General features: G+C 66.6%; 19 protein-coding genes and 1 pseudogene. 8 read left to right on the top strand and 12 right to left on the bottom strand.

The features are described from left to right. Nucleotides 1-5: 5 nt before the first annotated feature. On the top strand, nt 6-1,154 hold the full coding sequence (locus BTO20_RS11965; RefSeq protein ID WP_087076089.1) for an FAD-dependent oxidoreductase: 1,149 nt from the start codon (nt 6-8) through the stop codon (nt 1,152-1,154). A 4-nt stretch (nt 1,155-1,158) separates the two neighbouring features. Here BTO20_RS11965 and BTO20_RS11960 read toward each other — a convergent pair whose 3' ends face one another. The 7 genes and pseudogenes from BTO20_RS11960 to BTO20_RS11925 form a co-directional block, all read right to left on the bottom strand. After that, the gene (locus tag BTO20_RS11960; protein WP_198344351.1) at nt 1,159-1,641 is read right to left on the bottom strand and encodes a transglycosylase family protein; all 483 of its coding nucleotides are present in this window, start codon (nt 1,639-1,641) and stop codon (nt 1,159-1,161) included. Between the two features lie 223 nt (nt 1,642-1,864). Further along, nucleotides 1,865-2,115, bottom strand: a pseudogene (locus BTO20_RS11955) (transglycosylase family protein); the annotation flags it as partial. Nucleotides 2,116-3,186: 1,071 nt separating this feature from the next. Beyond that, nucleotides 3,187-3,756 carry a molybdenum cofactor guanylyltransferase gene (gene mobA / locus BTO20_RS11950; protein ID WP_087076085.1) on the bottom strand — a complete coding sequence of 190 codons (570 nt, stop codon included), beginning with the start codon at nt 3,754-3,756 and terminating at the stop codon, nt 3,187-3,189. A gap of 84 nt (nt 3,757-3,840) precedes the next feature. Next, nucleotides 3,841-4,920 (bottom strand): 2-oxoacid:ferredoxin oxidoreductase subunit beta, encoded by a 1,080-nt coding sequence (locus BTO20_RS11945; protein WP_087076084.1) that lies wholly within the window; start codon nt 4,918-4,920, stop codon nt 3,841-3,843. Next, nucleotides 4,917-6,851: a 2-oxoacid:acceptor oxidoreductase subunit alpha gene (locus tag BTO20_RS11940; RefSeq protein WP_087076082.1), complete on the bottom strand. Its 1,935-nt coding sequence runs from the start codon at nt 6,849-6,851 to the stop codon at nt 4,917-4,919. Before BTO20_RS11940 ends, BTO20_RS11945 begins: the two co-directional genes overlap by 4 nt. Nucleotides 6,852-7,172: 321 nt before the next feature. Continuing rightward, nucleotides 7,173-8,015 (bottom strand): carbohydrate kinase family protein, encoded by an 843-nt coding sequence (locus BTO20_RS11930; RefSeq protein ID WP_232491115.1) that lies wholly within the window; start codon nt 8,013-8,015, stop codon nt 7,173-7,175. Between the two features lie 100 nt (nt 8,016-8,115). Beyond that, nucleotides 8,116-9,117: a LacI family DNA-binding transcriptional regulator gene (locus tag BTO20_RS11925; protein ID WP_087076078.1), complete on the bottom strand. Its 1,002-nt coding sequence runs from the start codon at nt 9,115-9,117 to the stop codon at nt 8,116-8,118. Nucleotides 9,118-9,273: 156 nt separating this feature from the next. On the opposite strand from BTO20_RS11925, the gene BTO20_RS11920 reads away from it, so the two are divergent. From BTO20_RS11920 to BTO20_RS11905, 4 genes are read left to right on the top strand one after another with little or no spacing between them, the layout of a single operon-like run. Beyond that, a complete protein-coding gene (locus tag BTO20_RS11920) occupies nt 9,274-10,431 on the top strand; it encodes a phytanoyl-CoA dioxygenase family protein (protein WP_087076075.1) in 1,158 nt (385 codons plus the stop codon). Further along, nucleotides 10,428-11,435: a Gfo/Idh/MocA family protein gene (locus tag BTO20_RS11915; protein ID WP_087076072.1), complete on the top strand. Its 1,008-nt coding sequence runs from the start codon at nt 10,428-10,430 to the stop codon at nt 11,433-11,435. The genes BTO20_RS11920 and BTO20_RS11915 overlap by 4 nt, the downstream gene beginning before the upstream one ends. Further along, the gene (locus tag BTO20_RS11910) at nt 11,432-12,298 is read left to right on the top strand and encodes a sugar phosphate isomerase/epimerase family protein (RefSeq protein WP_087076070.1); all 867 of its coding nucleotides are present in this window, start codon (nt 11,432-11,434) and stop codon (nt 12,296-12,298) included. The genes BTO20_RS11915 and BTO20_RS11910 overlap by 4 nt, the downstream gene beginning before the upstream one ends. Then, a complete protein-coding gene (locus BTO20_RS11905; protein WP_087076068.1) occupies nt 12,295-13,284 on the top strand; it encodes a Gfo/Idh/MocA family protein in 990 nt (329 codons plus the stop codon). Before BTO20_RS11910 ends, BTO20_RS11905 begins: the two co-directional genes overlap by 4 nt. Here BTO20_RS11905 and BTO20_RS11900 read toward each other — a convergent pair. Then, entirely contained in the window at nt 13,281-14,267 is a 987-nt protein-coding gene (locus BTO20_RS11900) for a LacI family DNA-binding transcriptional regulator (protein WP_087076066.1), read from the bottom strand. The genes BTO20_RS11905 and BTO20_RS11900 overlap by 4 nt on opposite strands. A gap of 103 nt (nt 14,268-14,370) precedes the next feature. On the opposite strand from BTO20_RS11900, the gene BTO20_RS11895 reads away from it, so the two are divergent. Continuing rightward, nucleotides 14,371-15,375 (top strand): Gfo/Idh/MocA family oxidoreductase, encoded by a 1,005-nt coding sequence (locus tag BTO20_RS11895; RefSeq protein WP_087076064.1) that lies wholly within the window; start codon nt 14,371-14,373, stop codon nt 15,373-15,375. Continuing rightward, nucleotides 15,372-16,142 carry a TIM barrel protein gene (locus BTO20_RS11890; protein ID WP_087076062.1) on the top strand — a complete coding sequence of 257 codons (771 nt, stop codon included), beginning with the start codon at nt 15,372-15,374 and terminating at the stop codon, nt 16,140-16,142. The genes BTO20_RS11895 and BTO20_RS11890 overlap by 4 nt, the downstream gene beginning before the upstream one ends. Nucleotides 16,143-16,221: 79 nt before the next feature. Here BTO20_RS11890 and BTO20_RS11885 read toward each other — a convergent pair whose 3' ends face one another. After that, nucleotides 16,222-17,379: a S1 family peptidase gene (locus tag BTO20_RS11885; RefSeq protein WP_087076060.1), complete on the bottom strand. Its 1,158-nt coding sequence runs from the start codon at nt 17,377-17,379 to the stop codon at nt 16,222-16,224. Nucleotides 17,380-17,677: 298 nt separating this feature from the next. Between BTO20_RS11885 and BTO20_RS11880 the strand changes: the two genes are divergently transcribed. After that, nucleotides 17,678-20,296, top strand: coding sequence for a helix-turn-helix transcriptional regulator (locus tag BTO20_RS11880; protein WP_087076058.1), 2,619 nt, complete (start codon nt 17,678-17,680; stop codon nt 20,294-20,296). 79 nt (nt 20,297-20,375) lie between these two features. Here the strand turns inward: BTO20_RS11880 and BTO20_RS11875 are convergent, their stop codons facing one another. The 3 genes from BTO20_RS11875 to BTO20_RS11865 are packed head-to-tail and all read right to left on the bottom strand — an operon-like array spanning nt 20,376 to nt 23,246. Further along, the gene (locus BTO20_RS11875; RefSeq protein ID WP_087076056.1) at nt 20,376-21,194 is read right to left on the bottom strand and encodes an ATP-binding cassette domain-containing protein; all 819 of its coding nucleotides are present in this window, start codon (nt 21,192-21,194) and stop codon (nt 20,376-20,378) included. A gap of 4 nt (nt 21,195-21,198) precedes the next feature. Continuing rightward, nucleotides 21,199-22,257 carry an ABC transporter permease gene (locus BTO20_RS11870; protein WP_083159451.1) on the bottom strand — a complete coding sequence of 353 codons (1,059 nt, stop codon included), beginning with the start codon at nt 22,255-22,257 and terminating at the stop codon, nt 21,199-21,201. A 2-nt stretch (nt 22,258-22,259) separates the two neighbouring features. Continuing rightward, nucleotides 22,260-23,246, bottom strand: coding sequence for a sugar ABC transporter substrate-binding protein (locus BTO20_RS11865; RefSeq protein ID WP_087076054.1), 987 nt, complete (start codon nt 23,244-23,246; stop codon nt 22,260-22,262). Nucleotides 23,247-23,418: the final 172 nt, after the last annotated feature.

Below are 23,418 nucleotides of genomic sequence, written 5' to 3'. Positions count from 1 at the left end.
GAGCCATGGCTCAGTCCGTCCTCGTCGTCGGAGCCGGTATCACCGGCCTGGCCACCGCAGTCGCGTTGCAACGCCAGGGATTCGAGGTGCGCGTCCTGGAAGCCCGCGATGACACGTCGGCGGGTACGGGAATCAGCATCTGGCCCAACGCTTTGGCCGCCCTCGACGAGCTGGGCCTCGGTGACGCGGTCCGGTCGGCGGGTGGACGGGTGACGGCCGGCGCGGTGCGCTGGCACGACGGCGCCTGGCTGCGTCGTCCGCAGTCCGAACGCTTCATCCGTGCGCTCGGTGAACCACTTGTGGTGATCCGGCGCGCCGATCTCACCGATATCCTGAGCGGTCCGCTGCCACCCGGCACCGTCGAATACGGCGTCGGTGTGCGCGCGCTCGCGATGACCGCCGACGGCGTGCGCGTCACATTGTCGGACGGTTCGACGCGCGATGCGGCAGCCGTGGTCGGTGCCGACGGTGTCGATTCTGTGGTGTCGCGCCATCTGAACGGACCGCTCGCTCGGAGCTACGCCGGCTACACCGCGTGGCGCGGCGTGGCCAAACATCGCATCGACCCGGACATGGCGGGCGAAACGATGGCGGCCGGGCGGGAGGTGGGCCACGTACCGATGGGCTCCGAGCACACCTACTGGTTCGCGACCGAACGGGCACCCGAGGGGCGCACCAGCCCCGGCGGGGAGCTGGCGTATCTACAGCGTGCCTTCGCCTCGTGGGCCGAGCCCATTCCCGCCTTGCTTGCCGCCGCGGACCCTGCCGAGGTGCTGCGCAACGATCTTTATGACCGCGCCCCGGCCAGGTGCTGGGCGCGTGGACCCGTGGTGATCGCGGGGGACGCCGCGCATCCGATGCGCCCGCATCTGGGCCAGGGCGGCTGTCAGGGGCTCGAGGACGCAGCCGTCCTGGGTGCGCTGGCGGGCCGGGCTCCGGACCTGCCGACAGCCTTCGCACAGTTCACGACGCTGCGGCGCCGCCGCGTGCAGATGATCGTGCGCGAGTCGCAATTGATCGGGCGGATCGTGAATCTGCGTCCGGCGGTCCTCAGCGCAGCCGCGACCCGAGCCAGCGTGCTGGTTCCCGAATCGGTGCTCACCCGGCACCTGGCGAGCATCGCCGCGCGCTCGGCGTTCACCTCCGCGCGCTGAGGCCTCAGCGAGGCGCGCCGAGCGAGGCCAGCGGATCGAGCAGGGTCGAGCAGAGCCGACGCAGGTCCAGGATTCCCAGCACGGAGCCGGGGCGGACGGCTGCACACCCGCTGGTGGCCGCCGGCGCCGGAGCAGCCCAGCCGGCAGGCGCTCCGGCTTGCGCGCCGCATTTCGGCCAAGCGCCCAGGCCCTGCGTGGCCAACACGTTCTCGGCGACTCTGATCTGCTCCTCGCGGGAGGCGGTGGCCGGGGAACCGACGCCGCCATGGGCGGCCCAGGTGGCCGGTTTGAACTGCAGTCCGCCGTACGCGCCGTTTCCGGTGTCGATGGACCAGTTGCCGCCGGATTCGCACGCGGCGATGGCGTCCCAGTTGACAGTGTCGGCGCCCGCGGTCGCCGTGGACGTCGCCAGCAGGGCGAACATCAGCCCCGCGAAACCTACGGTGAGCCAGAAACCCCTGATCACTGCGCTGCCGATGGTGCTCATCGTGGTCCTTCCCCGACCCTCGACTCCAGGACCCACACCAACAAGGTCACGATCTTGCATCTGTGCGGTCACTGTTTGCATCGTGTGACCAAATTCACGCGTTACAGGGGAGGCTGGAGATTTTTTTGAGACCAGAGCAACCGGAGGGCCTGGTGAGCAAAAAGGAGCGGTGCCGGGAGTTGTCCCGGCACCGCTCCTGGTAAAGCGTCTGGCTTGCGCCGTATCAGCCGCGACGGCCGCACACCGGCCATGCGCCGATGCCCTGCGAGTGCAGCACGTTCTCGGCGACCCGGATCTGCTCCGAGCGCGACGCGTTGTGGGGCGAGCCCGCGCCACCGTTGGCGCGCCACGTGCTCATCGTGAACTGCAGGCCGCCGTAGTACCCGTTGCCGGTATTGGTCGACCAGTTGCCGCCCGACTCGCAGGCTGCAACGGCGTCCCAGTTGACACTGTCCGCATTGGCGGTGCCGGAGGCCAGCGCCATCGGGGCCACAGCCAGGGCTCCGGCGATAGCGGCCATGCCGAACGTCTTGCGGATGTTCTTCACTTCGTTCCTTTCGCCAAGCGCGCGCCACCCACACCCGCTCACGCGGGCGCGGCAGCCTGTGGCAGGCCGGAGGAGTTGGTTCGTGCCGTCTCGGTCAGGCACGAAAGGGGGGGCCGAAACGCCCGGCCGGCACGACACCTGGCCTCCGCATGGGCGCTCTCGCCGCCGTCCCGCTCACACGCAGGTTCTTGGTTTTGGAATTGTTTGCTCCGTTTTGGAGCCGCTAGGGACCGTACAAAGGTCTCGAAGAGAAGTCATATCGATCTAGAACCGATCGCGGAAAGATAACGGTCAGATCACGGGACGATGAGAGATTCGTTTATGCAGGTCATCTCTGCATTTGTACGAGTTCCGCCGTTAAACCTTCTACCAGCACAAAGTGACGTATATCACCACCATTCTGTGACCTGAACCACCGGAAAAGCGCATGAAAACCGGCCCGCTCGGCCTCGGATCGACCCAAAACGACTGGTCAGTGCCATTGACGAGTGTTACAAACGCCAGGCTGTCGAATTTGTTCGCTGCGAGTACCCGGGCCGCGCCACCGGGCTTATCGTGAAAATAGTTGACCCACAACAGTTTCAGCAGGACACGGCGATCAAGCCACAACCGTTCGATACCCCCGCCGAGCCGTTAAACGGTTACCCCACAGTCGTTTTCGGACACATCGATCCGGCTGAAGCGAAGCAAAACAAAGCGTCAGATTCTCAGATTCTCTTAGACAGCGCGGTCAACGGCCCTTTTCCCGCCGTAAGGGGCGATATGCTCGACGCCCGTCACCCTGACCCGATCGGGGCGTACCACCCAAACCCCTTCGGACACAGGCATTTTCGCCGACCAGCGAATCGAGTACCGTCGGGCAACCAGCAGATCATCGGAAATGCGTGCACATCGAATGTGAATAAAAAATTGCCAAATAATATCGAAACGATAAATTCAGCTCTATAAGGCTGCAAATACGTTATTTGCTGACCCGCAGAGTGCCCGCGGGCCGGCCGTCACGGCAAGTCTGCGGTGGTGTTCACGTTGGTCAGCGCGGGCTGTTCGGCGGCCAGCACCACGCGTTGGGTGTCGACGGATTCGGCCAGTGCCCGCATGCTGCGCTCTCCGGCTGCCACCAACTCGGCGATGCGGTCGGTGAGCGTGCTGCGGTAGATGCCGGCCAGGTAGTGATCGCGGCCGTCCCACGGCAACACGATGTCAGCGTGGAGCCGGACAGCCGGGGCGACCAACTCGTCGATGAGCTCGGCAGACAGGTACGGCATGTCGACCGCACAGACGAAGGCCAGGTCCCGGCCGGCATCGGCGGCCGCCCGCAGCCCGCGGCCCGTCGCGACCAGCGGACCCACACCGCGGATCTCGTCGCGCAGCACGTGCGCCGACAATCGTGGAAGGGGCTGGCCGGGCGCGGCGATGACGAACACCGGCGAACAGCGAACGCTGACCGCGGCGACCACGCGCTCTACCAGCGTCGAACCCTCGAACGGCAGGGTTGCCTTGTCACGGCCCATGCGGCGGGAGGCGCCACCCGCAAGGACCACTGCAGCCAACGGCACAGGCGATGTCACGCCCGTGACGTTAGCGCACCGCGCACGCGAGGAGCAGAAGGCAGGTCCGCGGACGCGAGGAGCACAAGGGTAACCCGCTCCAGATCAGTCGACAGTCCAAGTATCTTTACCGCGCAGCAGCGCCTGCAGGGCTGCCGTGTCGTGAGGCTTGGCCTCGCGCGCCGAGCTGATCTGCGCACGGGCGGCGTCGTCGTAGGTCGGCTTGGCGACCTGCCGGAAGATGCCCATCACCATGTGCTCGAGGTTCTGCTCGGACAGCCGCGACAGCGCGAACGCGTACGCCGGATCCTCGATCTGGGCGTTGTGCACCACGATCTGCTCGGCGGACACGTCGGCGGTCTTGGCCACTTCGAGGCCGTAGCCGGACTGGACCACGCAGTACTCGCCGTCGGCACCGAAGGTGATCGGCTCGCCGTGGCGCAGGTTGATCAGCCGGTCCTCGGCGCCCTCTTTGCGCAGCGCGTCGAAGGAACCGTCGTTGAAGATCGGGCAGTCCTGCATGATCTCGACCAGTGCCGCCCCGCGGTGGGCGGCGGCGGCGCGCAGCACCTCGGACAGACCCTTACGGTCGGAGTCCAACGCGCGGCCGACGAACGTCGCCTCGGCACCCAGCGCCAGCGAGACCGGGTTGAACGGATAGTCCAGCGAGCCCATCGGCGTCGACTTGGTGACCTTGCCGGTCTCCGACGTCGGCGAGTACTGGCCCTTGGTGAGACCGTAGATCCGGTTGTTGAACAGCAGAATCGTGAGATTCATGTTGCGGCGCAGCGCATGGATCAGGTGGTTGCCACCGATCGACAGCGCGTCGCCGTCACCGGTCACCACCCACACCGACAGATCCGGCCGGGCCAGCGCCAGACCGGTCGCGATGGTCGGGGCACGGCCATGGATCGAGTGGAAACCGTAGGTCTCCAGGTAGTACGGGAAGCGACTGGAGCAGCCGATGCCACTGATGAACGCGATGTTCTCGCGGCGCAACCCCAGCTCGGGCAGGAAGTTGCGGATGGTGTTGAGGATGACATAGTCACCGCATCCGGGGCACCAGCGGACCTCCTGGTCACTGGTGAAGTCCTTGCCCTTCTGCGGCGTGTCCGTCGTGGGCACCAGGGCGGTCTTCGTCAGACCGGCCGTCAGTCCCAGGTCCGCACCTACCAGGTCAGTCATGCGTTCGCTCCCACAGACTCGACAGTGGCCGCCGCCAACCGCGCGAACTTGGCCTTGTCACTTTCCTTTTCACCCAATGTGCCGTCCAGCGCGGCATCGATGATGCCCTCGACCTCGTCCGCCAGGAAGGCCATCCCCTCGACCTTCGTCACCGACTGGACGTCGACCAGGTACTTGCCGCGCAGCAGCAGGGCAAGCTGGCCCAGGTTCATCTCCGGCACGACGACCTTGGGGTAGCGCTTGAGCACCTCGCCGAGGTTGGCCGGGAACGGGTTGAGGTAACGCAGATGCGCCTGGGCGACCTTGATGCCCTTGCGCCGGGCACGCCGGCAGGCCTCACCGATCGGCCCGTAGCTGCTCCCCCAACCCAGCATCAGCAATTCGGCGTCGCCGCTCGGATCGTCGACCTCGAGATCGGGCACCGCGATACCGGCGACCTTCTCCTCGCGCAGCCGAACCATCAGGTCGTGGTTCTTCGGTTCGTAGGAGATGTTGCCCGAACCATTGGCCGCCTCGAGCCCGCCGATGCGGTGCTCAAGACCGGGAGTGCCCGGGACGGCGAACTGCCGCGCCAGGGTTTCCGGGTCACGGGCGTACGGCTGGAACGGCTCACCCTCCTTGGCGAAGGTGTGCTCGATCGGCGGGTAGGTGGTCACGTCGGGGATGCGCCACGGTTCCGAACCGTTGGCGACCGCACCGTCGGACAGGACGATCACCGGGGTGTGGTAGTGCACGGCGATGCGCGCGGCCTCGACCGCGAGGTCGAAGCAGTCCGACGGCGACCGGGGTGCGAGCACCGCGACCGGCGACTCACCGTTGCGGCCGAACATCGCCTGCAGCAGGTCGGCCTGCTCGGTCTTGGTGGGCAGGCCCGTGGAGGGGCCACCGCGCTGCACGTCGATGATGAGCAGCGGCAGCTCGGTCATCACCGCGAGGCCGATGGCCTCGGACTTCAGCGAGATGCCCGGGCCCGAGGTGCTGGTGACGCCGAGCGCACCGCCGTAGGAGGCGCCGATGGCGGCGCCGATGCCCGCGATCTCGTCTTCGGCCTGGAAGGTGAGGATGTTGAAGTTCTTGTGCTTGGACAGCTCATGCAGGATGTCCGAGGCCGGGGTGATCGGGTAGGTGCCCAGCACCACCTGGATACCGGCGAGCTGGCCCGCGGTGACGATGCCGTAGGCGAGCGCGGTGTTGCCCGAGATCTGCCGGTATTCGCCGGAGTCGAGCTTGGCCGGGGACACCTCGTAGGTGGTGGCGAAGGCCTCGGTGGTCTCGCCGTAGTTCCAGCCCGCCTTCAGCGCCAGCACGTTGGCCTCGGCGATCTCGGGCTTGCGGGAGAACTTCTCCCGGATGAAGGTCTCGCTGTGCTCCAGCTCGCGGCCGTACATCCACGACAGCAGCCCGAGCGCGAACATGTTCTTGGCGCGCTGACCGTCCTTCTTGGTGGCGCCGATGGCCTCGACCGCTCCCAGCGTCAGCGTGGTCATCGCGACCGACTGCACGACGTAGTCGGACAGCTCGTCGGACTCCAGCGGGTTGCTGTCGTAGCCGACCTTGGCCAGGTTGCGCTTGGTGAACTCATCGGAGTTGGCGATGATCAGCCCGCCGCGCGGCAGGTCGGAGACATTGGCCTTGAGGGCGGCGGGGTTCATCGCGACCAGCACGTCGGGGCGGTCGCCTGCGGTGAGGATGTCGTAGTCGGCGATCTGGATCTGGAACGACGACACACCGGGCAGCGTGCCCTGTGGCGCGCGGATCTCGGCGGGGTAATTCGGTTGCGTGGCAAGGTCGTTGCCGAAGAGCGCCGCCTCCGAGGTGAAGCGGTCACCGGTCAGCTGCATACCGTCGCCGGAGTCTCCGGCAAACCGGATGACGACCTTCTCCAGCTTCTGCCTCGGCGCGGCTCCGTTGCCGTTGCCGTTGTCACCCACGGCTCCCGCCTTTCACGCTGTTCGGCCGCCTCGCTCAGTTAGCTCTAACGGCGCTGTTCCCAGTGGCGCGCCGTCGGTTCGGCGTGCACCAAAATTTTGATGTCACTCGCAGTACCGATTATTGCACTGCTCTTAGGTTGGCCTTTACCACGGCGTAGCCCGACACGCGGGCGATCACTGACCGAAGGTGCTGTTCAGTGACGTGAAGCTCGCTGAAGTGAGACACGATTGTGGTATTCGTCACGTTCAGGAGAATGTCATTCTCTAAGGAAAAGCTACCGATGAGTAGCTGTGGGCTAGCACTTGGCCAGCGCGTCATACCTACAGTTCGGGTACCACCTGGACACGTTTGTCGAGCTCGCGGGCCACGAGCTCACTGGCCAGTTCGGCGGCGCGGCACGGGCCCGCCCCCGCAGCCCGGTTGGCGACGTAACACGCGGTGAACATGTCGCCGGCGCCGGTGGTCTGCACACCCATCACCCGCCAGGCCGCGGGCACGCGGACCACCGTGCCGTCGGTATAGATGTCACAGCCCTCGGAGCCGTAGGTGACCACGATCTCCGGCACACCGAGCCGCTCGGCGACCGCGGCGTCGAACGGGCCGTCCGCGACGATCACCGCCTCGTCCTCGGCCAGTTTGAGCACATCGAGATGACGCAGCAGATCCGGCGAGAAGTCCCGGTCCTGCACCAGCGGGCCCAGCCGGTCGGCACGAACCAGCCCCTGGCCGTCGTAGGCGATGCGGTGCCCGCGGGCAGCCAGATGCGCGAGCGTCTCCGCGGGGAAATCGGTGCGCAGCAGCGGGGCCAGGTGGATCCAGGTGGTCTGCGGGTCGTCGGCGTCGATGTCGGCCGGGGTCCACACGGGGCCGAGTGCATCGACCGACATGTGCCGGTGATCGGTGTCGTCGTAATCGAGGCGGAAGCCGCTCGTACGGTCCGCGGGCAGGAACCGCACCATCGACCCGAAGCGGTCCAGGACGCCGTCGAACAGCTCATGGTCAGCCTCGGCACCCATCGCCACGATGTGCCGCATCCCGGCCGCCGACTCCAGCGCCACCCCGGCGAACGACGCACAACCGCCCGGACTGGGCGGCGCACCGTCGATGACGTCGATCGCCAGATTACCCAGCACGGTCACGCCCGGGACGAGCTGTTTCGACATCGAACGAATCTCCCCCGGCTGGTCTATGTGGTCTGGGCGCACGCGCGTGGCCGTGGGCCGAAATGGTAGCGGGATGGACTGTGAGCTGAACAATTGATGATCACGGCAGGTTGTACGGCGTGACGATCTGGATCGGTGTCGGCTTGGCGGGCTCGGCCGGCAGGGCGCCGTTGTGCTGCAGGATCAGCCGCACCGCCGTACGGGCATCGGCACGCAGGTCGTTGTGCAGCACCGCCGAGATCCTGCCGTCGCGCAGCAGACGCCGGTTGTCGGCGTCGAGGTCGTGGGCGATGAAGACGCTGCAGTCCCGGCCCAGCCGGTCGAACGCCGCCAGAGTCGCGGTGTTGCCGCCACCGGGCGAGTACACCGCACGTACCGACGGGTGACGCCGCAGGGCGTCGAACACCAGGCGTTCGGTCGTCGCGTCGATACCGTCACTGTCGGTGACCTCGACGACGGCCCGACCCGACGGCCGCAACCCGGACCTGAAGCCCATCTCCCGCTCGCCCTCCCCGCGGAAAACCGTGCGGCTCACGGTGATCAGTACGTCCGAGGCGGTGGCGCCGAGCCACTGATCGACCAGGTAGGCCGCGGTGAGCCCGGCGCCGTGGTTGTCGATCCCGACGTAACCGCACCGCATGCTCGTCGGCACGTCAGTGGCGTAGGTGACCACCGGTACGCCGGAGGAGACGAGCCGATCGATCGCCTCGGCCACGTCGGGTTCGTCCTGCGCCTTGAGGATGACCCCATGGGTGCCGCGGATGCGCGTCAACTCATCGACCATCTGCGCGGTCGTCCCCGCTTCCCACAGGTGGAACCGCGCCCGCACCAGCGCCGGGGCGAAGGCAGGTAGCTCGGCCTCGACCGCCGACCGGAAGGCGTCGGAAAACCGTTGCGGCGTATGCATGATCACGTCGATCAGGAAACGTCGTCCGTTGAGCCGCAGCTGAGCCCGCTGCTTGTCCAGATCGGCGATCGCCTGCTGCACCTCGGCGCGGGTGTTCTCCCGCACGCCGGGGCGGTCGTTGAGGACGCGGTCGACGGTGGCCTCGCTCAGCCCGCACTGCTGGGCGATCTCGCGAACCTTGTACCGGTGGGCCATGTGCGTGCCTCGCTTCAGTTCCCCCGCGAGCAGACATTGCGGTACGCGACACGCCGCCGTTCGCGTACCGCAGTGTCTGCTCGCCGGAAAGGGTGATGGTTTTTTGATGGCTTTTTGCCGTTGATTGTGTCACAGAACACCGCAAGACTGTTGGTCATGGCCGCTCGACTGACCACCCCCCACCGCTCCTGGATCACCGAATCCGACTGTTCGCTCGACGATTTCCGCGATCAGGTGTCCCGCCAGACCGACGCGGGCGATTACCCGCATGCCGTGGACATCCGGGCCAATGTGCCGGTATACGCGGCATCTGCGGCTGCCGACCGCAGAACCCTGCAGTCCGAGCTGATCGAAGCCCTGACCGACGGTCCCGGTGTGGTGGTGTTCACCGACGCGTTCGACCACTCGGTGATCGACGCCGCCAGCGCTGCCTTCACCGAGTTGATCGCCGCCCAGCACGCCGAGGGCGCTGCGGCGGGCGACCATTTCGGCAAGGCCGGCGCCAACGACCGCATCTGGAACGCGGCGCAGAAACTGGCCCTGCACTCCCCCGCGGTGTTCGCCGAGTACTACGCCAACGACACGCTGGCATTGGTGTCACAGGCCTGGCTGGGCCCCCGCTACCAGGTGACCTCCCAGGTCAACGTCGTCAATCCCGGTGGCGCAGCTCAGGTTCCGCATCGCGACTACCATTTGGGGTTCGTCAGCCCCGACCAGCTGGCCGGCTATCCGGCCCACCTGCACCGGCTTTCGCCCGCGCTGACCCTGCAGGGCGCAGTGGCTCACTGCGACATGCCACTGGCGAGCGGCCCCACCATGCTGCTGCCGTATTCGCAGCGCTTCGAGGCCGGCTACATCGCGTTCTACCGGCCCGAGTTCATCGAGTTCTTCGCCGCCCACCAGGTGCAGATCCCCTTGGCCAAGGGCGACGCGGTGTTCTTCAACCCCGCGCTCTATCACGGGGCCGGCGCCAACACCTCGACTGACATCCGGCGGATGGCCAACCTGCTGCAGATCTCCTCCCCGTTCGGCCGGGCGATGGAATCGCTGGACCGCACCGCCATGGTCCACGCGGTGTACCCGGCGCTGCTGGCGATGAAGAAGTCCGGCCGCTCCGAACATGAGCTGGCCAACGTCGTCAACGCCACGGCCGAGGGCTACGCCTTCCCCACCAATCTCGACCACGACCAACCCATCGGCAGTCTGGCCCCACCCAGCCAGGTCGACACCGTGCTGGCCGCGCTGGCCGACGACCTCGACGTGCATGAACTCGACACCATCCTCGCCGCACAGAACGAACGGAGAACCCCATGACCACACTCGGCGTGATCGGATTGGGCCGCATCGGCGCCTTCCACGTCGACACGCTGTCGGGCCTGGACGGCATCGACCGGCTGGTCGTTGCCGACGAACGGCCCGATGTGGTGGCTGCCGTTGCCGCCAAACACGGTGCCACGCCTGCAGATTCAGTCGAAGATCTGCTCGACTCGGGTGTCGACGGCGTCGTCGTCGCCGCCGCGACACCGGCGCACGCCGAGCTCACCCTGGCGGCCGTGCACCGGGGCCTGCCGACCTTCTGCGAAAAGCCCATCGCCGCAACGGCCGCCGAGAGCGCGCATGTGGCCACCGTGATCGCCAAGGCCGGGGTGCCGGTCCAGGTCGGTTACCAGCGGCGGTTCGACGTCGCATTCGCCGCTGCCAAACAAGCGGTGGATTCCGGTGCGCTGGGCCCCCTGCACACCGTGCGCAGCACCACGATGGATCCTTCTCCGCCGCCGATGGAATACATCGCCGGATCGGGTGGCATCTTCCGCGATTGCGCCGTCCATGATTTCGACGTACTGCGCTGGATCACGGGGCAGAACGCGGTGGAGGTGTACGCCACCGGAACCAATCAGGGCGACCCGCGGTTCGCCCAGTACGGCGACGTCGACACCGCCGCGGTGGTGGTGAAGTTCGACGGCGGCGCCATGGGCATCGTCTCTGCGGCGCGCTACAACGCGCGTGGCTACGACTGCCGGCTGGAGGTGCACGGCTTCCACGACACCGTCGTGGCCGGCTGGGACCAGGGGGTGCCGATGCGGAACACCGATCCCCACAACGACTTTCCGACCGGGCCCTACCATCATTTCTTCATGGACCGCTTCACCGACGCGTTCCGCGCCGAGCTGGCCGGGTTCGTCTCGGTGGTCAAAGGCGAGGCGATTCCCGGGGCCACCGTGGCCGACGCCGTCGAGGTCGCCTGGCTCGCCGAGGCGGCCACCGAGTCGCTGCGACGAGGGACGCCGGTGCGCATCGAGGAGGTTCGGAACGCATGACCATCAAAATCGCCGGGGCGCCCATCTCCTGGGGCGTCTGCGAGGTGCCCGGCTGGGGTTATCAGCTGCACCGCGACCGGGTGCTGGCCGAGATGCGCGGCGCCGGGCTCAGCGCAACCGAGCTGGGGCCGGACGGATTTCTGCCCACCGATCCAGCCGAGCTGACCGCCGTCCTTGCCGCACAGGGGCTTTCGTGTGTCGGTGGGTTCGTTCCCGTGGTGCTGCACGACGCGCGTCACAACCCGGCCGATGACCTGACCGGGCCGTTGGCCGCATTGCGTGCTGCGGGTGCGGGCGTGGTGGTGCTGGCCGCCGCCACCGGAGCCGACGGGTATGACTCACGGCCCGTCCTCGACGAGGCGGGGTGGGCCACCTTGCTCGAGAATCTGGACCGGCTCGCGGACCAGGCCGCCGCGGCCGGCCTGCTCGCGGTGCTGCACCCGCATGTCGGCACCATGGTGGAGACCCGCGATGACGTCGATCGCGTGCTCGCCGGCTCGGCCATCCCCTTGTGTCTGGACACCGGCCATCTGCTGATCGGCGGGACCGACCCGCTCGAGTTGGCGAAGGCCGTGCCGCACCGCATCAAGCACACGCACCTCAAGGACGTCGACGCCGCACTGGCTGCCCGCGTGCGATCGGGCGAGCTCACCTACACCGACGCTGTGCGGGCGGGCATGTACACGCCGCTCGGAACGGGCGACGTAGACATCGCCGGCATCGTTTCGGTACTGCGGAACAACGGTTTCGACGGCTGGTTCGTGCTGGAGCAGGACACCATCCTCGACAGCGATCCGACCGATGAGGGACCGGTTCGCGATGTGCACAGCAGCGTCGCGTACCTGACCGGCGTCGTGGCGTGAGCTTGCGTATCGGGGTGCTGGGCGCCTCACGCATCGCCGAGAAGGCGGTCGCGGGGCCGGCACAGGAGTTGGGTCATCGGCTCGTGGCCGTCGCCGCCCGCGATCCGCACCGGGCTGCCGCGTTCGCCGAGAAGTACGGTGTCGAACGCACACTGGCGTCCTATGCCGAGGTGATCGAGGATCCCGAGGTCGACGTCGTGTACAACCCGTTGGCCAATTCGCTGCATGCACCGTGGAATCTGGCCTCGATCGCGGCGGGCAAACCGGTATTGAGCGAAAAGCCGTTCGCCCGCAACAGATCCGAAGCGAGCAGGGTCGCCGAGGCAGCGGAGGCCGCCGGGGTGGCGGTGTTGGAAGGTTTCCACTACTTCTTCCACCCGGTCACCCAGCGCGCCTTCGCGCTGGCCGCCGACGGATCGCTGGGCACCGTCACGCGGGTCGAGGTGCGTATGGCCATGCCCACTCCCGGCGACGACGACCCGCGCTGGTCGCTGGACCTGGCGGGCGGCGCGTTGATGGATCTGGGCTGCTACAGCCTGCACATCATGCGGTCGCTGGGCCGGTTGACGGCCGACGGTCTGCAGGGGCAGCCGTCGATCACCGGGGCCGACGCCGAAGAACGCGGTGCGGGCGTCGATTCACGGTGCGAGGTGGAACTCGTATTTCCTGGCGGCGCAACAGGATTCAGTAGTCATTCGATGGTGGCGGAGGAATACTCGTTCACCATCCGGATCATCGGGACCGCCGGAGAGGTGTTGGTGCACGACTTCATCCGGCCCCACCTCGACGATCGGCTGACCGTCACCGGTCCCGCCGGACAGCGGGTGGAACGGCTCGGGACGCGGTCGTCCTACAGCTACCAGCTGGAGGCGTTCGCCGCCCACCTGCACGACGGCAGGCCGCTGCCGTACGACCTCTGCGATGCGGTGGCGAACATGTCGTATGTCGATACCGTCTACCGGGCGGCGGGTTTGGCGCCGCGCTAGGTTCTCGGCGCGGCCGTCGAGCTGCGCACCACGAGCTTGGGCTCACACACCACGTCGATGGGGACGCCCGGTGCGTCGCCGCGTTCGATGGCCCGTGCGACGGCGAGTTCGGCCAGGCGCCCGGTGTCCTGTCCGACGGTGGTCAGGTCCACGTGGGCCAGCCCGGCCAACGGGCTGTCATCGTAGCCCACCATCGAAACCTGTTGCGGCACCGTCACACCGGCACGGATCGCGACGTCGACGAAGCCGAGGGCACAGCGGTCGTTGAACGCGAAGACCGCTGTGGGTAGCGATGATCCGGTACCGACGAGGGCCGTCGCGGCGCCTGCACCGGCCTGTTCGGTGATGCCGCCCGCGACGGTCGTGACCGTCACACCGGCTGCCGCAGCCGCTCTGCGCACACCCTTGCGCCGCTCGGCGGCCCCGGGTGCCCGCCCACCGTCGAGGTAGGTGATCGTGGTGTGCCCGAGTTCAGCGAGATGGTCTACCGCCAGGCCTGCTCCGACCGCGTCGTCGCTGCGGACCGCATCCACGCCGCGCACCTTGCGGGCCAGCGCCACAACGGGGAGCCGGGTGTCGAGATCGGTGAGGTCGCGCGCCGGCAGCTCACTGCCGATCAAAAGCAGTGCCTCGCACCGGTCGTCGAGCAGAGTGCGGACGGCCTTGGCCTCACCGTGGTGCGGGGTGACGCAACTGAGCAAGACGTCGTAGCCGTGAGCTTCGGCCGCGCGGTACACCCCGTCGACCAGACCGGCGTGAAACTCCTGCCCCGCGGTGAACACCACGCCGAGCAGGTTGGAGCGCTGCGAGCGCAGCAACCGGGCCCGCGGATCGGGTCGGTAGCCGATCTCCTCGGCAGCCGCGCGCACCCTGGCCCGGGTGGCCGCACTGGCACCCGGCGCGTCGCGCATCACTATGGACACCAGGGCGCGCGATACCCCGGCCCGCTCGGCGACGTCCTGCAGCGTCGGTCGATCCCGCATGGCGATCAGTCTAGAACGTTCTAGCATTTTTTCTTGACGAACCTCCCCGAACAGGTTTTACTCGTCACAGTTCTAGAACGTTCTAGTCGCTCAGGAGTCCGCCATGTCACACCTCGTTCGTTTCGGCCTCATCGGCACCGGCTGGATCGGCCGGTTCCACGCCGAGTCTCTCGCCGGCCGGGTTCCCCGCGCTTCCCTGGTTGCCGTGGCCGATCCGAATCTCGCAGCTGCGCAAGCGGTTCTAGACTCCGTCGCTTCGCTCGCCCGGCCCGGAGCACCACGGGCCTACGCCGACCCGGCCGAACTGATCGCCGACCCGGCCGTCGACGCCGTCGTCATCAGCTCCCCCGCCGCCACCCACACCGATCTGGTGGTCGCCGCCGCGCAGGCCGGCAAGCACGTCTTCTGCGAGAAGCCCATGGCGCTGACCCTCGATGACGCCGACCGGGCGATCCGCGCCGCAAAGACCGCAGGAGTGGCACTGCAGGTCGGGTTCAACCGACGCTTCGCGACCGACTTCGCCGCCGCCCGCGACGCCATCGTGGCGGGTGACATCGGCACGCCGCAGTTGCTGCGCTCGCTGACCCGCGACCCTGGGATCACCGCCGACGTGGCGGCGCGGGTGAAACCGTGGACGATCTTCAACGAGACCCTGATCCACGACTTCGACACGCTGTGCTGGCTCAATCCGGGCGGCTGCGTCACCGAGGTGTACGCACAAGCCGCGGCGCTGATCCACCCGCAGTTCGCCGACGCCGGGTTCCTCGACACTTCGGTGGTCCAATTGCGGTTCGACAACGGCGCCTTCGCCACCGCAGAGGCCAGCTTCCAGGCGGTGTACGGCTACGACGTACGCGGGGAGATCTTCGGCTCCAACGGCGTGCTGCTGGCCGGACGCGAACCTGCCGACGCCGCAAAACTCAACACCGAGCTGTTCCACGATGCCTACGTCGCACAGTTGGCCCACTTCGTCGACAGCGTCGTCGCAGGCACCACGCCGTCCGTCACCGGCCACGACGCCCGGGTCGCCCTCGAAATCGCCTTGGCGGCAGCAGAGTCCGTACGCACCGGCGCTCCGGTGGTGCTCACCGAGGCGGTACCGGCATGAGTTTCGAGCTGGCCGTGTGCGCCGAAATGGTGTTCACCGATCTCGACATCGCCGAACGCGCCCGGCGGATCGCGGATCTCGGTTTCGCGGTGGAGATCTGGAGCTTTCACGACAAGGAACTCGACGCGCTCGCGGCCACCGGGGCCCGGTTCTCGTCGATGACGGGCTATCTGCACGGCGACCTCTACGATCCCGACGGAGCTCGAGAGGTCGTGCGCACCGCCCAGCAGGCTATCAAAGCCGCTGCAGTGCTTGATGTTCCGCGCCTGGTGGTACATCCCGGCGAGCTCGTCGACGGCCAAGCAGCCCACCCCCAGCACCGCCCGACCGGCCACATGTGGCTGGCCGCGCAGCGTGGTCTGGAAGCCCTCGGCGAGCTCGGCGCCGATGCCGGCGTGACGTTTTGCCTGGAGAACCTCAACACCGTCGTCGATCATCCGGGGGTTCCGCTGGCGCGCGCCAAGGACACGCTGGCACTGGTCGAGGCGGTCGGGCACCCCAACGTCAAGATGATGCTCGACCTCTATCACGCTCAGATCGGCGAGGGGAATCTCGTCGAGCTCGTCCGCAGGGCCGGTGCTGCAATCGGCGAGATCCAAGTGGCCGACGTGCCCGGGCGATGTGAACCGGGCACCGGCGAGATTCACTACCCTGCCGTCGCAAAGGCATTGCGCGACATCGGATACAGCGGAACCATCGGCATGGAGGCCTACGCGGCCGGTGACAGCGTCGCCGCGCTGGAGGCGTTCCGGGCGGCGTTTTCCTGACCCGCCGAAACTACGCTTTGTGACGTAATTCTGCGCAAATCACGCCACAAAGCGTAGTTTCGGCGCGATTGACCCAAGGTCACGCCGCGTGATCGTGGTTATGACTGACCACCGCGGGAGGCGCGGGCGCGACGGCCGGTTGCGGCGCCGGCTGCAGCGATTGACCGCCGTCGACCGGCAGTTGGTTGCGTCGTTTTGCCCTGCGCCGCAACACCAGTAACACCGCCGCAACGACGAGCAGGACCGCGGTCAACGCGCTTCCGATCGCGACCCACAGCCATGGGAACGGCTTCGCCGGTGCAACCGGAGTCACCAACTGCACACTGTTCTTGACCAGGAAGGCCCGGAGTGCGGCCGCATCGGTGACAAAGTTGAACGGCTGGTTCTCCCCCGAGATGGTGAAGTCGTTGAGACCCACCACCTGTCCGGTCGTGTTGTCGACGGTCGGTCCGCCGCTCATTCCGCCGGAGATGGCGGCGCTGATCTCGGTGCGGGCCGCGCCGCTCGGGGTCACCTGCTGGCTGGATGCCGAGCCGTCCTTGAAGCTGGGCTCCTGCAGTCGCGACGGGTCCATGTTCTCGCCGATGTCGCCCGGGAATCCGGCCGAGGTCAGCCCGGTGCCGGGAGCGGGGGCCTTGTCGGCGACCGGCAAGGCCGGCAGTGCGGCCTGGTTGGCGACCTTGATCAACGCGTTGTCGCCGTCGTCGAATTTCTGGAAGTCGACGACCTGGGCGGTCACGAAGTGGTCGATCACGCGGCCCTGCCCCTCGGGCTGGATCACCTCGACGCTGCGGTCGATGGGAGATCCGGGCTGCTGTCCCTCGATCTGCCATTCCTCGGCGAAGGCGTTGTCCGCATCCTTGGTTGCGGTGTCGATGTCTTCGCCCGTGTTCAGGTACAGCTGAGTGAGTATGGCTTGCTTGACTTCTGCGTTGTTGGGGTCGACACAGTGGCCTGCGGTGGCGATATAGCCGGCCGGGTCCACGATCACCCCGGAGCAGGAGAAGTCGGCCTTGATCACTTTCGACCAGAAGCCTTGGCCGTCGGTGGTGGCTGACGCCGGGACATAGACCTGCCCGGAGTACTCCGTCGAGATGTAGACCAGTGACTGCTTGACGTGTTGGTCGATCTCCGTTTGGGTTTGGGCGTGCGCGTACGGCGCACCGAAGGCGAATCCGAGCGAAGTCAACGGCAGAGCCGCCATTGCAACGGCGGATCTCGGCAGAAAGGTAGACATTTCACTTTTCTCCTTGGTGAAGGGGGTGGTATCGGTGGATACCCGAGCAACGTATGGCGGTGGGCGACAAGAATCGCGAGTAGTCGCTACTCATATGGGCGCGCGCCGACCAAAGCCGGCAGGAGTACCCCACGAATAGTTGCTGACGATAAGAGTTGATCAGCGAATTCTTCAGCCGTATCACAGCTTATCGACAGCATTCGGCGCCGGCCGCGCACGCAACCCGGAATTGCTGACGGTCGGGCTGCGTTGCCGCTCTTCTCGCGTGGCGGGTGATATTGACGCCTACACTTTGAACGTGGCACGCCATTGGCAGCTACTGGATCGTCGCGCCGAGCACGATGCGATCAGGTCGGCACTGACCGCCACCGACAGCTGCGGCGTCGTCCTGGTGGGTGCGGCAGGTGTCGGCAAGACAACGCTGGCCCGCACCGTGACGGCGTCGTTGCGTTCCAACGTCCGTTGGGCGGCATGCACCGAATCCTCGCGGAACATCCCGCTCGGCGCTTTCGCGTCGTGCGTGAGCCCACTTGCCTCACGCGATCCGGTCGCCCTCGTCGCGTCGGCCCGGGCCTCCGTCCTCGACGGTGACAGCACCGTAATCGGCGTCGACGACGCGCATTTGCTCGATCAACTGTCGGCGATGCTGCTGCACCAGATCGCCGTCGATCGGGCCGGGCACATCGTGGCCATCATCCGGAGCGGCGAACCGGTGCCGGACGCCGTCACATCGCTGTGGAAGGACGGCTACCTGGAGCGCTTCGAACTCCTGCCGTTCTCCAAACAGCAGAGCATCGCACTCGTGGAATCGGTGCTCGGTGGGACGTTGGAGGGTTTGAGCGCCGACGTCATGTGGGACGCATCGGGCGGAAATCCGTTATTCCTCAGGCATCTGGTCGAAGGCGCGTTGGAGGCAGGCACCCTGGCCGACGTCAACGGCGTCTGGCAGTGGCGCGGACGCACGGTGGTCCCTTCGGGTTTGGCCGCGCTGATGAAGACGAGGCTCGATCACGCGGGCCCGGACGTGGTCAATGCGTTGACGTTGTTGGCGCTGTGCGAACCGCTAGACATCGACGCGCTCTACGAACTGGCCGGTGAGCAGGCCGTAGACGCCGCCGAGGCGCAAGGTCTGATCCGGCTCGCCCCCGACGGCTCCCGCATCGTCAACGCGCGGTTCAGTCACCCGCTGTACGGAGACGTCATCCGCGGCCACGTGCGGACCGGGGTGGCGCGCAAGCTTCGAGGCCGCCTCGTGCAGGTCCTGCGCGACCGCAAACTGGACACACCCGTCAGCCGCATCCGACTGGCGCAGCTCTACGTCGACAGCGATCAGCCCGTCGACACCGACCTTGTCGTCGCAGCGGCCAAGGACGCGATGTTCCTGTCCAACTTGCCGCTCGGTCAAGAGCTGGCTCGCACGGCGCTCGAATGCGGTGGTGGTCTCCGCGCGGCTGCACTCTTGTCGCGGGCACTGCTGTGGCAAGGCCACCCGATGCAGGCCGACGAGATCCTCGCTCGGTTCGATCCTGCGAGCCTGGACGAATTGCAGCTCGTCCAGTGGGGCATACCCCGTCTCTCGCTGCTCTTCTGGTCGATGGGCGATGTCACGCGGGCGCACGAAGTGCTGGACGTGCTGTGCGCGCGGGTCACCAATCCCAGCCTCAGGTTGATCGTCGATGCGACCGCGTCGGCGTTGGCGGTGCACGAGAACCGAATTGCCGACGGGTTGGCCGCAGCCGAGCGCATCCTCGCCGATACCAGCGCACCCGACCAGGCATTCGAATTCGCCGCATTCAGTGCGGGATTGGCCATGCCGGTCGCGGGCCGCGGTGGCGACTTCGAACCGATCGCGGCGAGGTGCCGTGCCGAGCAGAAGGCCACCGACGGCATGATCCGCATCATGGTCCGGTACTGCGACGTGCTGGCACTGACCTATGTCGGCCAACTGGATCTGGCCGACCGCCGCGCAGCCGATTACGTCGATTTCTCCTCACCCGGCCAGTTCGCGGGATGGGCGATCGCGAAGATCATCGCCGGGCTGGTCGCCACGTATCGCGGACATTTCCCGCAAGCCATATCGTCCATCGAGCAGGCGCTGGCGGCGCTCACCGCCGAAGCTTCGTTGCCGTGGCGGCTACCTGCGCGGCTGCTGCTGGCCCGGGCCTATGCCGCGCTGGGCAGGTCGGAGCAGACCGAACGGGTCCTCGACGACGCGATGGAGCACGCCGGAGCGTTCATGGCACTGCACGAACCGCAACGGTTGATCGCCAGGTCGTGGTTGGCCGCCGCGAAAGGCCATGATCGTTCGGCTGTCGAATTATCCTGTGCTGCGGCTGATCTCGCAGACCAGTCCGGCCAGTACGCGGTCGCGGCCGAGGCGCTGCACCATGCCGCACGATTCGGTGACCGCACCGCCGCGACGCGCCTTGCGGCACTAGCACAGCGCGTCGACGGACCGGTGGCGACCATCTACGCCCGCCACGCCGCAGCCCTCGCGGCCTCGGACGGCCAGGCCCTCGACACGGTCAGTGCGCAATTCGAAAAGGCCGGCCTGCTGTTGTCCGCCGCGGATTCGGCCGCCCAGGCCGCGCCTCTGCACGACCGCGCCGGGCATCGGCGGCACAGCGTCGAGTCGGCAGCGCGGGCCCTGCGGCTGGCAGCCGAATGTGGCGGGGCCACAACGCCTTCGATCAGATCCGCCGCGCATCCGCTGCCGGTGACCTCCCGGGAGCGGGAGATCGTGGCACTGGTTGCCGAGGGCCTGTCCAACCGAGAAATCGCGAAGCGGCTGACGCTGTCGGTGCGCACGGTCGAAGGACACCTGTATCGCGCATGCACCAAGCTCGACGTCACCGACCGCGACGAATTGGCGAAGGTGGTCCTGCATCACGCGGGGACGGCGACCGAACCGAACTGACTCGCCGAGACGACGCTTTCTGGTGGGAATTGGGCCGAATCCCGACACAAACCGTAGTTTCGACGTGGCTATGACTCGGCTACTTGCGGCCCAGCTCGTGGCTGAGGGCCTCCAGCTCGTCGCCACCGGCCATCTGCTGGGTGAGGTGCTCGAGCGTGATCTCGTCGTAGGTGCAGTCCAGCTTCTGCCTGCCGCGATTGAGCAGCACGAAGTGGTCGCCCACCATATGCGCATGGTGCGGGTTGTGGGTGATGAAGATGACCCCGAACCCCTGCTCCTTGGCGGCGGTGATGTAGCGCAGCACCATGCCCGACTGCTTGACACCCAGCGCCGCGGTCGGCTCGTCGAGAATGAGCACCCGCGCACCGAAGAAGACCGCCCGCGCGATCGCCACACACTGGCGCTGGCCGCCCGACAGCGACCCGATCGGTGCGTCCACGTCCGGCAGGTCGATGCCCATCTTGTGCAATTCGGAGATGGTGGTCGCCCGCATGGCACTGATGTCCAGGGATTTCAGCAGGCCCTTCTTCCGTAGCTCGTTGCCGAGAAAGAAGTTGCGCCACACCGGCATCAGCGACACCACGGCCAGGTCCTGGTACACCGTGGCGATGCCGGACTTGAGCGAGTCCTTGGGCGAGTCGAACACCGTGGGCTTGCCGTCGATGAGCAGCTCGCCCTCGGTGGGCTTGTGCAAGCCGGCGATGATCTTGATCAACGTGGACTTGCCCGCGCCGTTGTCGCCGAGCACGCCCGTCACCTCACCGGCACCCACCCGCAGGTTGATGTCTTTGAGAGCGATGATGTTTCCGTAGCTCTTGCCGACGTGCTTGAGCTCGACCAGCGGCACCTCGCCACCCGACGGCGTCTCGGCGATCGGTGCCTCAGCAGTTGTGCTCATCTACTTACCTTTTCGCTGCGTAGTTACGGACGACGTTGTTGGCGATCACCGCGAACAGCAGCATGGCGCCAAGGAAGAACTTGAACCAGTCCGGGTTCCAGCCGGCGTAGACGATGCCCTGGTTGGTCATGCCGAAGATGAATGCGCCGATCAAGGTGCCGACTGCGGTGCCGTAGCCACCTGTGAGCAGGCAGCCACCCACGACCGCGGCGATGATGTAGAAGAACTCGTTGCCGATGCCCTGACCGGATTGCACGGTGTTGAAGGCGAACAGCAGGTGCATGCCCACGAACCAGGCGCAGAAGCTGACCAGCATGAACAGACCGATCTTGACCTTGGTGACCGGGACACCGACCGCACGGGCACTGTCCTGGTTACCGCCGACCGCGAAGATCCAGTTGCCGATCCGGGTTTTGAACAACACGTACGTGGCGATGACGGTGAACAGGATCCACCAGATCACGGTGATGCGCACGGACACCCCGAAGAGCGTGAACGACGACGCGAAAACAGCTCGGCCGGAATCGAATCCCTGCATGTCCGACACGCTGGGGGTGGCGACCTGGCCGGAGAGCAGCTTGGTCACGGCCAAGTTGATACCGGTGAGCATGAAGAACGAACTGAGCGTGATGAGGAACGACGGAATCTTGGTCCGCATCACCATATAGCCGTTGAAGAACCCGACGGACAATGCGATCACCAGCGACAGCGCCGCTCCGGTCCACAGATTGAGGTGCAGGTTGTAGCTGAGCATCGACGCCGACAGTGACGCGGTGGTGACCGCGACGCCCGAGGAGAGGTCGAACTCGCCGCCGATCATCAGCACACCGACGCCGACCGCCATGATCCCGATGGTCGAGCTGGCGTAGAGCACGGTGGCCAGCGCCTCGGGGGTGCGGAACGGCGGAGCCACGATGAGGAACAGCACGAAGATACCGACGGCGCCGACGAAGGCACCCATCTCGGGCCGGATCAGTAACCGCTGCAGCCGGTTCTGTTCCTTCACCCGTTCGTCACGGACGACCTTGTGAGTCTCGAGATTGAGATCTGCCTGGGTACTCATGGCTAGCGTGTTCCGTTCTTCGCGTACTCGGCGACCGCGTCGATGTTCGACTTGTCGATGAACGACGGCCCGGTCAGCGTCGGCTGGCCGCCGCCGATGACGTTGCCGTTGTTGATGTAGAGCCACAGCGAGTCGACCGACAGGTAGCCCTGCAGGAACGGCTGTTGGTCAATGGCCCACTGCACATCGCCGTTCTGGATCGCACCGACCAGCGCGGCGTTGGTGTCGAAGGTGCCGACCTTGGCCTTGCTGTTGGCGTTCTTCACCGATTGCACCGCGGTCATCGCGAACGGCGCGCCGAGGGTGATCACGTAGTCGATGCTCGGATCCTGTTGCAGTTTGGCGGTGATGGTGGATTCGACCGACGGCATGTCCTTGCCGTTGACGTTGAGCACCTCGGCGCCGGGGAACGTATTCTTCACACCGGCACAACGGGATTCGAGTCCGACGTGGCCTTGTTCCTGGATGACGCAGATGGCCTTCTTGGCGCCTTCGGCGGCGACGCGCTTCCCGGCGCCCTGACCCGAGATGTACTCGTCCTGCCCGAAGAATTCCTTGACGCCCATGGCCTGCCAGGCGTCGGCGCCTGCGTTGAACGCGACCACCGGTATGCCCTTGGCCGTGGCATTCTCGATCGCGCCCTTCATGGCGTCGGGCTTGGCCAGGGTCACCGCGATGCCCTTGACCCCGCTGTCGACGGCGGTCTGCACGAGATTCGCCTGGTTGGGGGCCTCGGGGTCGTTGGAGTAACGGAGTTCGATGTTGTCTTTCTTGGCGGCCGTCTCGGCACCCTTGCGGACCAGGTCCCAGAACGAGTCACCCGGCACCTCGTGAGTGATCATCGCGATGGTCGCCCGCGGGGTGTCGGCCGTGCCCGAGCCCATGCCTCCGCCGTTGCTGGCAGGCTTGCCGCCGGTGCTCGAACATGCGCTGGCGCCGAGCACGAGCACGCTCGCCCCGGCCGCCGCGATGAGCCGACTGAACCTCATTGCTTCTCCTCGTCCTCGACATCACCGCGGGCCTGTCAGGCTGGATTCCAGTGGCAAGCGACACGGTCTCGCCCATGATGTAATACCGCTCACATCTGAAAGTCAATACTTTGTTCGGACATTAGGACTGCATATCAAATGCTCGGCAGGGCATGGCAAAACCGCCCACCGC

This window comes from Mycobacterium dioxanotrophicus (genome assembly GCF_002157835.1).
Lineage (GTDB): Bacteria > Actinomycetota > Actinomycetes > Mycobacteriales > Mycobacteriaceae > Mycobacterium > Mycobacterium dioxanotrophicus.
The sequence above is the reverse complement of the archived record's forward strand: the minus strand, read 5'-3'. Positions and strand labels throughout refer to the sequence as shown.

Bases quoted from the DNA above. Each gene is read 5' to 3' on its own strand.
- BTO20_RS11965 (WP_087076089.1), top strand. From the start codon at position 6: ATGGCTCAGTCCGTCCTCGTCGTCGGAGCCGGTATCACCGGCCTGGCC.
- BTO20_RS11930 (WP_232491115.1), bottom strand. From the start codon at position 8,015: ATGTCGAAACAGCTCGTCCCGGGCGTGACCGTGCTGGGTAATCTGGCG.
- BTO20_RS11900 (WP_087076066.1), bottom strand. From the start codon at position 14,267: ATGCGGGATCGACCGACGCTGCAGGACGTCGCCGAGCGGGCCGGGGTA.
- BTO20_RS11960 (WP_198344351.1), bottom strand. From the start codon at position 1,641: ATGAGCACCATCGGCAGCGCAGTGATCAGGGGTTTCTGGCTCACCGTA.
- BTO20_RS11920 (WP_087076075.1), top strand. From the start codon at position 9,274: ATGGCCGCTCGACTGACCACCCCCCACCGCTCCTGGATCACCGAATCC.
- BTO20_RS11890 (WP_087076062.1), top strand. From the start codon at position 15,372: ATGAGTTTCGAGCTGGCCGTGTGCGCCGAAATGGTGTTCACCGATCTC.
- BTO20_RS11895 (WP_087076064.1), top strand. From the start codon at position 14,371: ATGTCACACCTCGTTCGTTTCGGCCTCATCGGCACCGGCTGGATCGGC.
- BTO20_RS11865 (WP_087076054.1), bottom strand. From the start codon at position 23,246: ATGAGGTTCAGTCGGCTCATCGCGGCGGCCGGGGCGAGCGTGCTCGTG.
- BTO20_RS11910 (WP_087076070.1), top strand. From the start codon at position 11,432: ATGACCATCAAAATCGCCGGGGCGCCCATCTCCTGGGGCGTCTGCGAG.
- BTO20_RS11945 (WP_087076084.1), bottom strand. From the start codon at position 4,920: ATGACTGACCTGGTAGGTGCGGACCTGGGACTGACGGCCGGTCTGACG.
- BTO20_RS11885 (WP_087076060.1), bottom strand. From the start codon at position 17,379: ATGTCTACCTTTCTGCCGAGATCCGCCGTTGCAATGGCGGCTCTGCCG.
- BTO20_RS11915 (WP_087076072.1), top strand. From the start codon at position 10,428: ATGACCACACTCGGCGTGATCGGATTGGGCCGCATCGGCGCCTTCCAC.
- BTO20_RS11925 (WP_087076078.1), bottom strand. From the start codon at position 9,117: ATGGCCCACCGGTACAAGGTTCGCGAGATCGCCCAGCAGTGCGGGCTG.
- BTO20_RS11870 (WP_083159451.1), bottom strand. From the start codon at position 22,257: ATGAGTACCCAGGCAGATCTCAATCTCGAGACTCACAAGGTCGTCCGT.
- BTO20_RS11875 (WP_087076056.1), bottom strand. From the start codon at position 21,194: ATGAGCACAACTGCTGAGGCACCGATCGCCGAGACGCCGTCGGGTGGC.